This window comes from Ruminococcus sp. zg-924 (assembly GCF_024433635.1).
Classification (GTDB): Bacteria; Bacillota; Clostridia; order Oscillospirales; family Acutalibacteraceae; genus UBA7067.
Window position 1 is genome coordinate 1 of record NZ_WNJZ01000026.1, and the last position, 16,667, is coordinate 16,667.

Below are 16,667 nucleotides of genomic sequence, written 5' to 3' on the forward strand. Positions count from 1 at the left end.
TACAATAGACTTGAACAATCTTATTGTATATCGATTGGTGATTTTTTTGTATAACTTTTTATGCACACCCGCATAGCGGGTGGTTGTTTGTTCAACGCACGGCGTTGAACTGGGTAAACCCATTAATACTTAGATATGCTTGACAGGCATATCTTAAAATGATATACTACCGGCAAATGGAGGGTGATATTATGGAGCTTCGTGTTTTAGAATATTTTTTAGCCGTTGCCCGTGAACAGAGCATCTCAGCGGCAGCTGACTTTTTACATTTAACACAGCCGACGCTCTCTCGACAGCTAAAGGATTTAGAAAATGAATTCGGCAAACAGCTTTTTATTCGTGGCAACCGCAAGGTGACCCTTACGGATGACGGCGTGTATTTTCGCAAAAAAGCAGAGGAAATTGTAACGCTTGCCCATCGCACCGAAACAGAAATGAAAAACACCGACCAAACGATAGTCGGTGATATATATATCGGTGCAGGCGAAACGGATGCTGTACACAATATTGTAAGAGTGGCACATCAACTGCAAAAGCAGTACAACGGTATCCATTTTCATATTATAAGCGGCGATACGGTCGACTTGACTGACCGCCTTGATAAGGGGTTATTCGATTTTTGTTTGCTATTAGGCGAAATTGATCAAGCAAAATACGAGTACCTGCCCCTACCGTACACCGACACCTGGGGAGTTTTAATGCGTAAGGATTCCCCTCTTGCAGAAAAGAAAACAATTAAAGCCCAAGATTTGTGGGACAAACCGCTGATTTTATCAAGACAAATACTGAACGTTTCACAGTTTATGCGGTGGTTTGAAAAATCAGCCTCCGAACTCAATATTATAGCGACATATAACCTTGCTTTTAATGCTTCCATAATGGCACGGGAACGTATGGGTTATGTTCTGACGCTGGATAAGCTCATTAATACTGAAGGTACTGAATTGTGTTTCCGTCCGCTTTCACCAAAACAAACGGTCGGCATGGTGCTGGTTTGGAAGAAATATCAACCGCAATCAAAAGCGGCGGAGAAATTTATTAAAACATTGAGCAATATTTAATTGGTCTATCTACTCATCAACAACCACAACGCCAAATTTAACGCTAAAAATATAATATTCACAACAGTAAAAACAAGCAGATATTTTGCGGTGTCTGTATTTTCTTTTTGAATAAATTTAAAGGATATAAGGCTTGCCATTGAAGCTATCAACGTGCCGAGTCCGCCTAAATTCACTCCTATTAACAGTGAATTTGCATTTTGAGTAAATCCGGACAACAGTACTGCGGCAGGAACATTTGAAAAGACCTGACTTGTAAGTACGCCTGCCACCACTTCGTTTCCGTTTACCATATTGCCCAGCCATTTACTTACGCTTGGAATGTTCCCAAGATTCCCAATGAAGACAAAAAGAAATACAAAGGTCAGAATAAGACTGTAATCAACCTTTAAAAGGGACTTTCTGTCAAACAGTAAAACAGCAGTTACAACTATAATAAGCAAAAATATGTAATTCAAAGCCCTGAATACACCAAGCAATGATAATACAAACAGGAACAAATATATTACCATTAGCTTTGTATCGGGCTTTTTTATTTCTCTGTTACCTGCCAAATTCAAACTGTATTTTCCCGAAAACAGTGCAAATGCAATAAGCATTATAAGAGATAAAAGCGCATACGGAAAAATAGTTTCGAAAAATTCGGTTACAGACATATCATATGCCGAGAACAGATACAGATTTTGCGGATTACCAATAGGCGTAAGCATACTGCCCAGATTTGCCGCTACTGTTTCCAACGTTACGGTAAATATAAGCTTTCGGCTTTGCTCTGCAAGCTTTAAAGTTACTATTGTGAACGGCACAAAGGTGATAAGCGCAACATCATTTGTGATTATCATTGAGCTGAAAAAGCAGAGCAGCACTAAGATGATAATTACAACTCTAAGTTGTTTTGCTCTGCCGAGCAGTTTTTCAGCCATTATTTTAAACAAACCCATTTGGTTAAATCCTGCCATTACTGTCATAAGACAAAACAATAATGTTAATGTGCGAAAGTCAATATAGTTAATATAATTTGGACTTGGCGCAACAAAAAACATTGATATTACAGCCAGCAGCAGTGACACAAGCATTACAGCTTCATTTTTTATAAATGATAAAACCTTCATAATTCCCTCTGATTATTCTAACGTTACTATCATAATAGAATATTTAGTTTTGAACCAACGAATTTAGAATTTCCGTGCAACTTCGTTACTTTACAATATTCAAAACAATTTTACCAAATTTATTGGCGGCTTCCGAAAAACAGTAATTATTTTTCAACCTCGTCCGATAATTATAGTGCCTGCGAAGTTTGCATTTGGAAAATAATAGTGATTTCCTGCTTGCACTTCGGACAGTAGAGGGGAAAATTTTTTAACTCTGCGTTTGCATGGCTTTATTAAGCTCTGACCATTCCTTATTCATAATCAATTACCTCTCAAAATACCGAGTTTTCTGTATTTTTTGTCACTTGTATTTTAGTCCTCCAAGAATCCCATAATCCTATTATTTATGTATTCAGGCTTACTTACCGGAATTAGATGTGACGCATCCTTTACAATTTCCATCTCCAAATGCTGAATGCATTTTCTTGCACGCCTTTCTGCCTTTTTAATATCAAAAGCAAATTCGTTTTCACCAAATAGAACCAGCACAGGCATATCAATGGATTTGAGTTGTTTCTCATTAAGCCACTTTGGGAAGCTGGCATTTGAGTTCATATTCATAACAGACAATGTAAATTGTGTAATAATACTATCAGGAAGCTTGCCTTCCTTTTCACTTCCCCAGCCAATATAGCTTTCAACATTCTCTCTGGTTGGATGAAACCCCATTTTCATAATTTTAAAGAAATAAGAGCTATACATCTTTGCAAAGGTCTGAACAGGACTAATTAATACAAGCTTATTTACTCTTTTGGGATATCTTGCTGCATAGTTTGCGGCATTCCAACCGCCGATGGAAAGTCCGCACAAATTAACATTATCTAATCCTAATCCTTCTATGGTTTGATCGAGCCATTTTGCATTATCTTCGGGATTTTTCATTTTCTTTTTCATAAGACTTTTTGAAGTTTCGCCAATCAAATCAATCGCATAAAGTCTGTATGATTTACTCAGCTGATCAAAATTCTTATACCAAATTGGCGAACCACAACTGGCTGCATGAAGTAGTACGAGTGGTGGATTGTTTATATTCCCGGCCTTGATGACATAGCTTTTTCCAAATTCGGTATTCACATATTCTTCCTGTACCTCTATGCAAAATAGCTGCATCGTCTTCTCATACGCCTCAAAATATTCTGCCTGATTTTTAGGACTCCGAAAATTGATTCCACATTCCATTCTCTTCATTCCCCTTTCTTATGTATCATTGTCCGGCTTTCACTGTTGCTTTTCCTCCCCGAAAGGTATTTTTTCGAGGGGAATACCTTCCTGCACAAGAAAGGCATCAGAGGCACGATTTACAAATTGCATCATTTCTTTCTCTGACGCATTGATAACGCCTGTTGCAGCAAGGGTAGTAATACCATATGTGTAAATAATGGTGTTTTGCAGGTATCGCCCTGCACTTTCCTCTGAAATAGCTAAGTTCTTTGAAATTCTTTTGATTAGCACAGCATTATCCTCGTCCGCAATTATCGCATCAAAATTGTCTAACGGAAAGCCGCTATATCCCTCAAGATAAAGGAAACGAAAAAGATTAGGCTCGGTGGCGGCAATATGGATAAAAGCGATTCCAACCTGTTCAAAAGCGGCTATCGCATTTTCAGCAGTAGGACGCATTTTGCTGTTTGCATAATTTAAGGCATATTCCGCTAAGGCTTTGCGAAGCCCCTCCATATTTCCGAAATGCCATGAAATTGGTTGTGTAGAGCAACCTATTTCTTTTGCTAATGCCTTTATGTTTAAGGCGGAATATCCTTCACGAATTAGTATTTTGAGAGCATGCTCCAAAATCAATTCTTTGGGGATTTTGGGACTACTTGGCATACTTTTACCTCCATACTATAAACTCATTTACTGTAAACTGATTTATATTATATTCGGAGTGTTCTCTTTTGTCAAGTCTTCAGATGTGCAGTTTAGAAAAAAGTTGCAGTTATAGTAAATAGCCTATAGCAATAAATAGATAGCTATAGGCGGTTTCCGTTCAGGACTTGAAGCTATTGCTTTTTGCTTCATTTCTCTTTCAAACTTTCTCAGTTCAGCTGTGTCAGTAAAATACATTTCAATTTTCCTTTCCTTTTAAAATAGAAAAAGGCAACCGTTCTAATTTAAAATTAAAATGATTGCCAAATAAAAAAGAGCCGAACTTATATTGCTATAAAATCGACTCTGATACTAATATCAGATAAAAAGTGGACATAGATTTGCGAGGATGATTTTCGCAAGACAAGGCGGAGGACGCCGCAAGGCTGGCGCCTTGCAAGGACGACAACGCAGTATTGCAGAAATCAAACCGCAAAGATTGTCTATTTATTATTTGAGTTTAGTATAAGGTTATGTCTTTAAAAATCACGGGGGATATAACAAAAAAAGCCCGATAAAATCGGACTTTTTTGCGGTTATATCTTTTTTGCACAACCATTATGGTGGAGGTGAGTTAAGCAAATCCGAACTTTTTTCTAACTCACTTATTGAAAGTGTATTAGCTCCTTTTTGGTAATTAAAATAGAATTCTATTCTGTTATCGTGCAAAATTATGGAGTTTACAAAGCTGTCGACTAATCTTTTGCGATGCTTTATATCGGTAATATCAATTTTACGAAGTCGCTCAAACCAGAATACCACTTGCTCTTTAGTGAGCATTGGCTTCTTAATACTTTCCTGAGCTATGCTGATTTCAATTTCTTTCTTTTGATTTTCCAAATCTTCAAGTCGTTTCTTAGTAGATGAAGTTATAATTCCCTGCTGAATCGCATCAAGCATGTTGTTTATTGATTTTTCTGTTTCCGACAGTTGCTTTTTGAGTAAAGGCAAGGTGGTATTTTCTTTGCTCTGCAAATCTATAACCATATCTGCAAGGCTGCAAATAAGCTCATCATCCCACAAAACCTTGATAATCTGATTGATAACTAAATCTTCTATCCAGTCTTTCTTAACAGCTTTCTTATCGCAACCTTTATTCCGTTTTGCATCAATGCATTTATAGTAACGATAGGTTGTTGAGTTACGGCTTGTACCGCTTTCTCCGACCATAAAGGACATACATTTTCCGCAATACAACTTTGTTGTAAGAATATAGTCTGCTTCTGCTTTATATCTGGCAGGAGCTTTTTTATTCTTCTGCATCTGTTTCTGGATTCGCTCAAACAAATCATTAGAAACAATCGCAGGAATTCCATCAGGAATTGTTATGTCCCTGTATTTGTATTCGCCAATATATCTTCTGTTTCTGAGAATTTTTGAAATTGCGTTAATGTTGAATTTCGTTCCTCTTGTGTTCCTCAAACCTTTGCTGTTGAAATCCTCCGCAATTTCACTCATTGTTTTTCCATCATCATACATCTGATATGCCGATAAAACAAACGGTGCAGTTTCAGGATTGAGTTGGAAATTATTTTCTTTGTCAATGATATATCCGAAAGGAATTGTTCCGCCGTTGAATTTACATTTATAAGCGTTTTCTGTCTGCCCACGGATAACCTTTTCCGATAACTCAGCTGAATAATACTCAGCCATACCCTCCAATACAGACTCTAGGATGATACCTTCTGCGCCTTGTGAGATAGCCTCGGTAGCAGAAACAACACGCACATCATTTCGCTTGAGAATTGCTTTGTAATGGGCTGAATCATAGCGATTGCGAGCAAAACGGTCAAGCTTCCATACAATAATAACATCAAAAGTACGTTTCTCGCTGTCCTTAATCATACGCTGAAAATCTGGACGATTATCAGTTTTAGCAGATAAAGCTCTGTCAATATATGTACCAACAATTTGTATATCGTTTTTTACAGCAAAAGCCTTGCACTCTCTCAACTGCCCGTCAATAGACTCTTCACGCTGATTGTCACTTGAATATCGTGCATATATAACGCCGTTCATTTTATCACCCCACCATAATTTGACTTGTAGTATAGCATAGATATTTACATTTGTAAAATCATTTTTAAGCGTTATTATGATAAAACAAGAGGTATGAGAGTTTGCTCCCATACCTCTTGCAATTGAAAGTCATTGATGATTTAACTTTAAATCTTATAGATTATTTAATTCTATACTGAACCCACTCCTGAACATTTGATACATTGCTTTGTCCGGTAGGGTTGGTTGCTGCTTCTTTGTCTAAATCTCTGTAATAATAGTAGGTGTATACAGGTTCTTGATAATACCAACGAGTTCCATAATTATTTGACACCCACTCTTGAGTTGTAAAAGGAGACCTTTGATACAGCGTTACATAATGAGAACTACTATACCACCATTTATATCCCGCATGTCCGTAAACATCGCCATAATATTCTAGAGGAGAATCAAAATCATATTCATAATAATTAGGATATGACGAAGATTGTGCATAGCTACCATATCCACCTTCACGATTAACTGCATATCTGTAATAATGATATACGGTTTTGTAATTACTTGAAGTTACATATGATTCTGACCAAACATTTCTTGCACCGTTAGCAGGATTAGAATAAACCGGACCTTGTGTAGCTCCCCAGCTTGTGCGTTTGGTATCATACTTTGTCCAGCCGGAAAGTGAAGAAGCTCCATTAGTTGTATACTCTCTTAATGTATATGTCCATTTTTGATTAACAATCTGAGCACCTTCGGGAAGTTCAGATGCCAAAACATATTCGGAAGGCTCATTGAGTCTCCACTGAGCATACAAAGTAACATCATTTGAGGATTCGGCAACTGTATCAGCTGTAAAAGCTGTGTCATTTTCTGAAATCTCCGCTTTATCATACCAACCGATAAATGTATAGTAATCTCTTGTTGGAGTCGGCAATTCACCGTATTCACTTGCGTAAGCAACTGTTTTACTTGTTTGAGATACAGTGCCTCCGTTTGCATCAAAGGTGATGGTAAATTCTTTAGGACTCCAATGTGCATACAGGGTCTGATTAGCAAGAGCATTTACAACGGAGCTTTCGGTGATTTTTGTGCCATCGGTTTCGGCGGTATACCAACCATCAAATGTGTAATTTGCTTTGGTCGGAACAGGCAAATCACCGTATGTCTGACCGTAGTAAACGGGCTTTGATGTTTCTGATAATTCGCCGCCATTTGGATCAAAGCTGACTATGCTTGATGTAAGATAAGTATTAAATTCATCTTCGCTGATTTTTATAAGTTCTCCGCTTGTGAATTCCAACATTTTAGAATTGCCGACCTCGCCGCAAACAAGATAATTGCCTTTAAGCTTCAGCTTGCCTGCAACCTCAGGGTCTGCCTTGTTTAGTGTCACATTTTTGCTTATTACTGCGTTTTCGCCCTTTGTGCTCAAATCTACTGTTGCAAACAAGTTAAGCTCGGTATTATCAGCAGGAAGAATAAGTGCAAAACCCGGAGCGTTTTCAACCGTTACTCTGTTAAGAGTAACCTTGGCTGAATCTATTTTTAAAGGTGTGTCAGAATTCTCTGTGAACTTAATATTGCTGATGAAGGTTTTCTTTGCCTTTGAATCAATTTGGAGATTGCTATAAGTTGAACCGTTGCTCATAAGTGCAAAATATTCTTTTGTATTGTCAACGGTAATCAACTTATTGTCAAATGAACCTTTCATTTCGGAAATGTTTAAAGAAATGCTCTTTGCCCCTGAGTTTATTGCAGCGTCCGCAACATCGGAGTTTGCTGCCATCACCGCAATCTCAGGTGCGTTTTCAAATGCGTTTGTGCCCAATGAAGTTATTAAATTATCTATTGAGAATTTTTCAAGTGATGTACAACCCTTAAATGCGTTGTTGCCTATCTTAGTTACACCGTAAGCGATAACCCTTTCAAGATTAGTACATCCTTCAAAAGCGCCGTCTGGAATTTCCGTTACATATGTCGGTAATACTACCGTTTTGATGTTTGTATTACCTTTGAATACATTTGCGTTAAAGCGTTCTGTTTTATAAGCGGAATAAGTACCATCACCGTTATTAACGGAATAGTATTGAGGTATTGTAACAGTTCCGTCAAAGCCTTCTTTTTCTTCAAAATCAGTAACGGTGCCGTTAAGGTCGAATTCAAGCCCTGCGGTTTTTCCTGTTACGCCTACGATATATTCATTTACTTCATAAGGAATTTCAAATGAAACTATGCCATTTTCACAGTCGTTAAAATTAGCGTTATCCTTTGAATAATCCAAATATTCGTGTCTTTCGTCATCAAGCACATTAAAAGTATATGTATAATATGAGGCAGTTGCGACATCATATCCGACTACACCGAATACATGAACAGTTCCTGCCGTAACAAGTCTGTAATAGCCCGGTCTGTCAGAAGAAAAAGTTATATGCTTAGTAGTGGTTGTAGAATTTCCCTCTGAGTATTTTAAAGTTGTTGAATACTCGTCCTGCCTGCTATCTGTTCCTGCAACGGATTCGGTTTTACTGTTAGAACCGCCTAAGGAATCGGTAACATTGTAGCTTGTCTTTTTAGAGATCTGCTGTGAAAGAGCTGATGTTATTTCTGTACTCCTGCTTGATTCATAGCTTTTCTCTTTGCTTGTTGTAGAGTTCCAAGTACTCGAGTTATTAGCAACGCTCTTATAATATGAAGATGAACCACTGGTATTTACCGTTCCTGTATAACTTGAAGCTGAACCGTCAAGATGAACAGCTGTGTTGTCTTTTCTGCCAGCTGCAACTTCCGCACTTACAGTAGTTGTGTTCTTAATGCCAGCACTCACATCTACAACCTTTACGGGTAACGAAACACCTGCGCTAACTTCGGTTGAATTTGAAATGCCCAGTTTTCCGTCAACATAAGTGCCTGTTGAAGTATCATAAGAACCGTTTATACCTTTAGATTTTTCAGTTGTAACTTTTGAAGAAGATGAATTTGAACCGCCTGATTCATTACTTACAAATGATGAACCTCCTGAACTATTGCTGACAAAGTACTTTCCACCTACAACATTTCCTTCAGCATCCGTTCTTTGTTGTGACTTTATTTTCGTATCTTCGTATTCGCTGCCGTTTTCATATATTTTGTTCCATTCCTCTGAAAGAACCCAACCTGAAGTTTTAGTAGTTGTATTAGCTATTGTATTTGCAATCGATTCAGCTTTATCCGAAGTAATATGGTTAGTTATTTCATAATTATTATCAATTTTCAGTTCTTGAGTATTTCCTATATACTCAATTTGTGAAAGAGGTACATTTTCAATCTTGCCTATATCGTAACAGAACAAAAATTGCCCCTTAACATCATCTTCTATAATAATAGGTTCTCCATAAGTACTATAGCTCGTTGCTTTATTACGATTTGAAGTCCAATTCGCATGCAGCGTAATTGCCCCTGTAGTGCCTGGTTTAATACTATCTATAATAAAGCCGTTGTCATTTGACCAACCAACAAAAGTATATCCAAACCAAGAAGGACTTACAAGCGTAGCACCCTTATCTACTGTGTATTTAATTTCCGATACAGGTACATCAGGGGAATCAAATGTTACTGTATATTCAACCTTTTCCCACTGAGCATAAAGCACCTTATTACCCTTGCTGCCTGCCGAAATTTCCGTAACCTTAGTGCCGCCTGTCTGCGCTGTGTACCAACCCTTAAAATTATATCCTTCAACCATTAAATCTTGAAGTACTATATTCTCATCTGATGAATAAGTGCTTGGGTTATCATTATCAATTTTTTGTTGCTTAAGATAATTATCATTATTATCAATGTGATATGTAATAGCATACTCATTTTTTTCAAGTTTAGGAATTACTTCCTGCTTTTTGATAACTGTATTACATACAGTGCAATGTGAACCCTCTGTTAATCCTGTGCTTGTAAATGATGGTTCAATAGCCGGATCGGTTACTACCTTATGTCCTGTTGCCGCAATTACAGTATCTTTAAGTATAATTACTGTTGTTCCTTTTGCATCTCTAAAATATTTGTCGCATTTTGAGCAATGCCAGTATGCAATATTTCCGTCTTCTGTACATGTAGCCGCTTTATATGCCACAGCATTCATTGTATGTTCACATTTCGGACTGGACGGCTTTAATACAACTCCATATCCGCCCGCAATATATCTGCGGATAGAAACAACATCGGTTGTGTTTAGAATACCGTCATCATTAACATCGGCGGCAGCTTCGTTGATTACAACACCATAACCGCCGGCTATATATCTTCTCAACAAAACAACATCGGTAGTATTGACAATACCGTCATCGTTTAAGTCGCCCGGTGTGTAATTGATAACTTTAATATATCCTGCTTGAAGATTGACGTTAAGTGCTTCCATATTATTATTGATGATAGCACCCTGATCGTACGAGAGGCTGATGTCAATCATTTCGTCCTCAGGAGCCTTTTCTGCAATTTTGAAGCTTAAAGTGGCAATCACACCGTCCTTAATATCTTCAGGTTTCACATTTTCAGCATCCCATGGCAGTTTAACACCACTATGGAGTTTCTTAGGTGTAGTGAATGTCATTGCACTTAAAGCATCACCGTTTTGTACGGATGTTAATGTGGCATATTGTTCATCATATTTGAGTGATAATGTCATACCGAGAATTCCGGGGTTATTTGCAATTTTTAGATCCACATTCACAGTGGAACCCGGCATAGCGTTAGCACTTTCAACAGATATTACTGCATCTGTTGAGAGTCCGATGCTCTCGGCAAAAACACTGATTGGCAAGGATGACAGCATCATTACCGCTATCAGTATATAGCTGAGAATTTGTTTGGTTTTCTTCATATTCACTTATCCTTTCATTAAATATTTAGGTGTTTTAAAATATCATTTTACTGTTACAGAACCATTTTTGATATCAACAGATATCGGCATCATATCATTGTCGATAATTGCACCGCTATCGTAAGAAAACAAAACATCATATTTTCCGGCAGCAGCAGAATCCAATACCTTGAATGTGAGTGTCAGCATTGTTCCGTTTGTTGCTTCTCCAGGGAGAACCTCTTCTGCATCCCAAGGGAATTTACATCCGGAGTGCAAATTTTTGGGAGTAGTAAAAGTCATTTCGCTCAATGCACTGCCCTTTTTAACGTTTGTAAGAGTTAATGCACTCTCGTCATAATCCAGTTTTAAAGTCATACCAAGAATACCTGGGTTATTCATAACAGAAACTGTTACAGTAACTTCTTCGCCCGGATTTGCCGATGTATTACTTACTATAATTGTAGGGTCAGTGATTTTTTCATACTGTGCAGTTACAACAAGGTCAGCTTTTATATAATCGAAAGCCTTATCCCATCCAATGAATGTATAACCATCTCTTTGAGGATCACTTGGCGCTGTTGCTGCGCCGCCGTCTTTAACCTTCTCGGTTTTTAGTACAGTACCGTTGTAATCCTTAAAAGTCACGGTGTGTGTAACAGGCGTCGGATTTGTGGTGGGATCAGGCGTAACCTCCACACCAACATATCCCGCGTCAATCTCCGTGCCGTCAGACATAACAGTGATTAGGTGCATAGCGTCGTTTACGTAAACTCTGACAACGCTGACGCCTTGTTCGCCATTATTACCCTTATCTCCTTTGTCACCTTTGTCACCCTTGTCGCCTTTTTCGCCCTTTATATTACCAAGGTTAAAGACCTGATTGTTAGACATAGAGATAATCAATTCACCGGAATTGGTTACAGAAACATTCTGTATTCCAACACCATCGTTTCCGTTGCTTCCGTTCTTGCCGTCTTTGCCAACGACCTTGCCGAGGTTGACTACAGAGGCATCCGAATATGTAAGTACCAATTCACCATCTTTATTGATCTCGGATTTTGCAATACCAAGACCGTCAGCGCCCTTAATATTACCCAAATTGATTGAGGTATCATTGGTTAACTCAACAGTAAGGATTCCCTCTGCAGAGATAGTGACATTTTTGATGCCAACGCCGTTGGTTCCATCTTTACCGTTTGTACCTACGACCTTTCCAAGATTTGTAGAAGTTCCGTTAGTATAGGTCAGCACAAGCTCTCCGGCAGCGTTGATTTCGGATTTTGAAATGCCAAGGCCATCAGCGCCTTTAATATTACCAAGATTCAAGCTTGTTCCATTTGTTAAAACAACAACAAGTTCACCATCGGCAGAAATTGTAACGCTGTCAATACCAACACCGTCAGTACCATCCTTACCGTCTTTACCATCTTTGCCGTCTTTTCCTACAATAGAACCAAGGTTAATTACAGATGAATCAGAAAAAGTAAGGACTAACTCTCCTTCATTATTAATTGATGCATTTGAAATTCCTATGCCATCTTTTCCGTCTGCGCCGTCTTTACCATCTTTGCCGTTGATTCCATCAATACCGTCTTTACCATCTTTACCGTCGATGCCATTAGTACCGTCTTTACCATCTTTGCCATCAGCACCGTTTGAGCCAACAACCTTTCCAAGATTTTCAGTCTTTCCATCGGTATAACTAATAACGAGCTCGCCGTTACTGTTAATTTCTGACTTTGCAACACCGATACCGTCTTTTCCGTCAGTACCGTCTGCGCCATCCTTGCCGTTTGTACCGTCAACACCATCTTTACCGTTACTACCGACAATTTTTCCGAGGTTTGTTGATGTTCCGTCGGAATATGTAATTACAAGTTCGCCGAGGCTATTGATAACTGTATCGGTTATTCCTCTTCCGTCCTTGCCGTCAATAACAACATCTCCGCTGCCGCTGTATATTATTTTACCGAGATTTGCGGATGTTCCGTTTGAATAGGTGATTACAAGTTCACCTGAAGTGTTTATTTCGGATTTTGTGATGCTTACACCGTCTTTACCATCAACACCATCCTTACCGTCTGAACCATCTTTACCGTCAGCACCTGTCACTTTGCCGAGATTAACGGAAGTTTTATCGGTGTAATTTATAACTAGTTCTCCATTTTCGTTGATTGTTGTAGAAGCAATGCCGTTGCCATCCTTACCATCTGCACCATCAGAACCGTCCTCACCGTCGGCACCCTTGATACTGCCAAGATTCAGCGATGTACCGTTTGTTAAAGTAATTTCAAGTTCATTACTTGCGCTTATGGTGATGTCTTGGATACCAACTCCGTCTTTTCCGTCAATACCATTTGTTCCATCTACGCCATCTTTACCGTCAACACCGTCTTTGCCATCAGCACCATCTTTGCCGTCAATGCCGTCTTTTCCGTCTGCACCGACAATCACGCCAAGATTATCTACAAGACCATTTGAATAGGTTAAGATAAGCTCTCCTTTTGAATTTATTTCAGATTTTGTAATGCTGATACCGTCCTTACCGTCGGCACCGTTTGTACCGTCAACGCCATCTTTACCATTAGCACCATCCTTGCCGTCAACACCGTCTTTACCATCAACACCATCTTTGCCGTCGGCACCTACGACCTTGCCCAGGTTGGATCTCTGACCGTTAGAAAAGGTAATAACCAACTCGCCATTTGAATTGATTTCAGAAGCAGTTATGCTTACTCCGTCTTTGCCGTCTGCACCGTCTTTACCATCTGTACCGTTTACTCCGTCTTTTCCATCGGAGCCAACAATTACGCCAAGGTTTTGGGTTGTGTTGTCAGAGAGAGTAATTATCAATTCTCCGTTTTCATTTATAGATGTAGATGTGATGCTTGTACCATCCTTGCCGTCTGCGCCATCTTTACCGTCTACACCATCTTTACCATCAATGCCATCTTTACCGTCTACGCCATCTTTACCGTCAATGCCATCTTTACCGTCAATGCCATCTTTACCGTCTGCACCTTTTACGGCACCTACATTGCTGTACTGACCATTTGAAAATCCAAGTACCAATTCACCCTCTGAATTAATCTCTGTGCTGGTAACGCTAACACCGTCTGTACCGTTAGTGCCGACAACCTTATCCAGATTTACACTTTTACCGTCAGAAAAGTTTAAAATAAGCTGACCTGAGTCATTGATATTCGCAGATGTGACGCTGACTCCATCTTTTCCATTTTCGCCCGGTTTGCCGTCTGCACCATTCTTGCCATCTGCGCCGTCTTTGCCGTCTACGCCGTTCTTGCCGTCTGCGCCATCTTTGCCGTCTGCGCCATCTTTGCCGTCTACGCCGTTTTTGCCATCTACTCCATTCTTGCCGTCTACGCCATCTTTTCCATCAGCACCATCTTTGCCATTTGTGCCGTTAGCACCGTTACTTCCGTTTGACCCATCAGTACCGACTGCTTTGCCGACATTAATAACAGTATCATCTGTTAATGTAAGCAACAAGTCGCCCTGAGATGAGAAAGCTGCTGTTTTAATTCCGGCAGTTTCTTTTTCAGTTGTTGCTTTTAATGAATTGAGCCATTCTTCTTCAGAACCGGAATATCCATTGTCCTTTGCAATTTCATATGCAGATTTTCCTGAAAGAGAATCAATCCATTCCTGTACCGTTCCTTCATAACCGTATTCAACAGCTAACTCATAAGCGGATAAGCCGTTACTCACCGTTGAAGAAACAGGTTTACTTGTGTTGTTCAGCGGCAATGCAATTCCTGCCACTAAACCAACAACAAGAACAACTGAAACCACAATTGCAATAATTTTCTTGTTCATAGTAATAACCTCCTACTAACTCAAACAATTTGAATATAGTTTTACAACATAATTCTGATTATGTTGTAATAATTATTAAAGTAAAATAAAAAACAGGTATTGTTCAGCTTTACCTGTTTAAAAATTTGCATTAGAAATACACCCTTCATTTTATTTTAAAAATAAATATAATTAAGGGTGATGTTGTTATGTTTTAAAACGAATTATAATATAACCTTTAAAAATAATCGTGAAATAATTTACAGAATCAGCTAAAATGCACTTGAAAACGGCAAAAAATATGGTATAATATGTAATGAATAAATATAAGCAAATTGAATATGCTTTTTTCTTTACCACATAATCAGAATTATGTGGTATTTTTATTTCAGACGACCAATCCAAGCCTGTCTATTCTTCTGCGGTGTTCAGTGCCTGTTGACATAATATATATTCTCGTTGTATCAATACTGCTATGACCAAGAATATCTGCAAGTTTTGCTATATCCTTTTCTATGCCATAAAATGTTCGTGCAAACAGCTTACGCAGATTATGAGGAAACACCTTTTGCGGATTTACATTTGCTGCTTTACATAGTTTTTTCATTTCAGACCAAATATTACTTCTATTGACAGGCTTTCCGTTTCTGGTTCTAAAAATAATTCCTTTAACTATTTTGTTTAGCTTTGCATATCTGAGCAATAATTTTCGGAGCTTACTTGGAACAAGAATATTGCGTGTTTTACCTTTGCAACGAACTGAAATAGTTCCATTCTGCACACCCTCAACGGTAAAATATCTAAGTTCAGACACTCTTATTCCCGTACCGCAGATTGTTTCAATTATCAAATGCAATCTTGGATTATTCTTTGCGGCTTGCAGTAATCTGAGATATTCTGATTTTGTCAGTTCTCTTTCCTCTGCTGAATAGATTTCACGCTGTAATTTTAAACTTTTAACCTTGCAATCCTCCCTGTTTAAAAATGCGAGAAGGCTGTTGAGCGATGCAAGCTTTGAATTAACACTGCGTACAGCATACCTTTCTGTAAGTTGTGATTTATATTCTATTACAATATCCTTTGTTAAAACTCTGTTATTAACGAAAATATAAAAATCTTTGACATCGTGCATATATTTTTCAATGGTAATGCTACTCTTTTCTTCTTGAATAAGATGTTTTTGAAAATCAGACATACTTTTTTTCGATAAACTTTTGTTCTTCATATTGTATTCTCCTCTACGTTAATTTACTCTGAGTTATACTTAAAACAAAAAGGCATTTGCTCAATCATTAGGCAAATACCTTTTGTCATAATTATATTATAAAATTTCTGCTTGTGATTATGTAAAGAAAATCTGTATAAAACATATTAGTTGGTCACTTCACTATCTTAAGATTGTATGTTGTTTACCATACATATAAAAATTTGTCAACACATAAAGATAGGATATTATACAGTTCAGGAACAAGAACGCCATATAAAATCCAATTATTTAGCTGGACTTCTGAAAACAGCTGTGATATTGTTGCTTGCTGAAAGGCGGTGCAGCAATGAATACACTTGAAGATTTATATTACGGAAACCTGTTCCATCACGAAAAAAGTGCGAAGCTTGATGATGAGGTCAAAGAGCTGTTGAAACTGCTCAACAGAAACGAAGAAAAGCTTACGGCAACCCTAACTGAGGCGCAGAAAGAAACCTTCGAAAAATACAAGGACTGCAATAGTGAGATTTCTGAAATCAGTGAGCGAGAGACATTCCTGAACGGATTTCGGCTGGGTGCAAGTATTATCATTGATGTAGTAAATAATCAAAACCACCCGTCTAACGGGTGGTTTGCACAAGGGCTATAAGCCCAAGCTACCGGCCAGCGCCTAAAGACGCTGGCTTTCACTTTAGTTCAAGCCTATTGCCTTTGCCTCTTTCGCCGCCCCT

9 protein-coding genes and 1 pseudogene are annotated in these 16,667 nt (G+C 38.4%); 2 read left to right on the forward strand and 8 right to left on the reverse strand.

The window, feature by feature from the left end; all coding sequences use genetic code 11:
- Positions 1-191: 191 nt before the first annotated feature.
- Positions 192-1,061: a LysR family transcriptional regulator gene (locus GMA13_RS10260; RefSeq protein WP_255884468.1), complete on the forward strand. Its 870-nt coding sequence runs from the start codon at positions 192-194 to the stop codon at positions 1,059-1,061.
- A 5-nt stretch (positions 1,062-1,066) separates the two neighbouring features.
- On the opposite strand, the gene GMA13_RS10265 is transcribed toward GMA13_RS10260, so the two are convergent.
- The 8 genes and pseudogenes from GMA13_RS10265 to GMA13_RS10295 form a co-directional block, all read right to left on the reverse strand.
- Positions 1,067-2,173: an SLC13 family permease gene (locus GMA13_RS10265; protein ID WP_255884467.1), complete on the reverse strand. Its 1,107-nt coding sequence runs from the start codon at positions 2,171-2,173 to the stop codon at positions 1,067-1,069.
- A gap of 170 nt (positions 2,174-2,343) precedes the next feature.
- A pseudogene (locus GMA13_RS10680) lies at positions 2,344-2,430 on the reverse strand (cysteine-rich KTR domain-containing protein); the annotation flags it as partial.
- Between the two features lie 97 nt (positions 2,431-2,527).
- Positions 2,528-3,394 (reverse strand): alpha/beta fold hydrolase, encoded by an 867-nt coding sequence (locus GMA13_RS10270; protein ID WP_255884466.1) that lies wholly within the window; start codon positions 3,392-3,394, stop codon positions 2,528-2,530.
- A 39-nt stretch (positions 3,395-3,433) separates the two neighbouring features.
- On the reverse strand, positions 3,434-4,042 hold the full coding sequence (locus tag GMA13_RS10275) for a TetR/AcrR family transcriptional regulator (protein ID WP_255884465.1): 609 nt from the start codon (positions 4,040-4,042) through the stop codon (positions 3,434-3,436).
- A gap of 597 nt (positions 4,043-4,639) precedes the next feature.
- Positions 4,640-6,100 carry a recombinase family protein gene (locus tag GMA13_RS10280; RefSeq protein WP_255884464.1) on the reverse strand — a complete coding sequence of 487 codons (1,461 nt, stop codon included), beginning with the start codon at positions 6,098-6,100 and terminating at the stop codon, positions 4,640-4,642.
- Positions 6,101-6,260: 160 nt separating this feature from the next.
- The gene (locus tag GMA13_RS10285; RefSeq protein ID WP_255884463.1) at positions 6,261-10,931 is read right to left on the reverse strand and encodes an InlB B-repeat-containing protein; all 4,671 of its coding nucleotides are present in this window, start codon (positions 10,929-10,931) and stop codon (positions 6,261-6,263) included.
- A gap of 42 nt (positions 10,932-10,973) precedes the next feature.
- On the reverse strand, positions 10,974-14,750 hold the full coding sequence (locus GMA13_RS10290) for a cohesin domain-containing protein (protein ID WP_255884462.1): 3,777 nt from the start codon (positions 14,748-14,750) through the stop codon (positions 10,974-10,976).
- A gap of 367 nt (positions 14,751-15,117) precedes the next feature.
- Positions 15,118-15,954 (reverse strand): tyrosine-type recombinase/integrase, encoded by an 837-nt coding sequence (locus tag GMA13_RS10295; protein ID WP_255884461.1) that lies wholly within the window; start codon positions 15,952-15,954, stop codon positions 15,118-15,120.
- Between the two features lie 328 nt (positions 15,955-16,282).
- Between GMA13_RS10295 and GMA13_RS10300 the strand changes: the two genes are divergently transcribed.
- A complete protein-coding gene (locus tag GMA13_RS10300) occupies positions 16,283-16,585 on the forward strand; it encodes a DUF6809 family protein (RefSeq protein ID WP_255884460.1) in 303 nt (100 codons plus the stop codon).
- Positions 16,586-16,667: the final 82 nt, after the last annotated feature.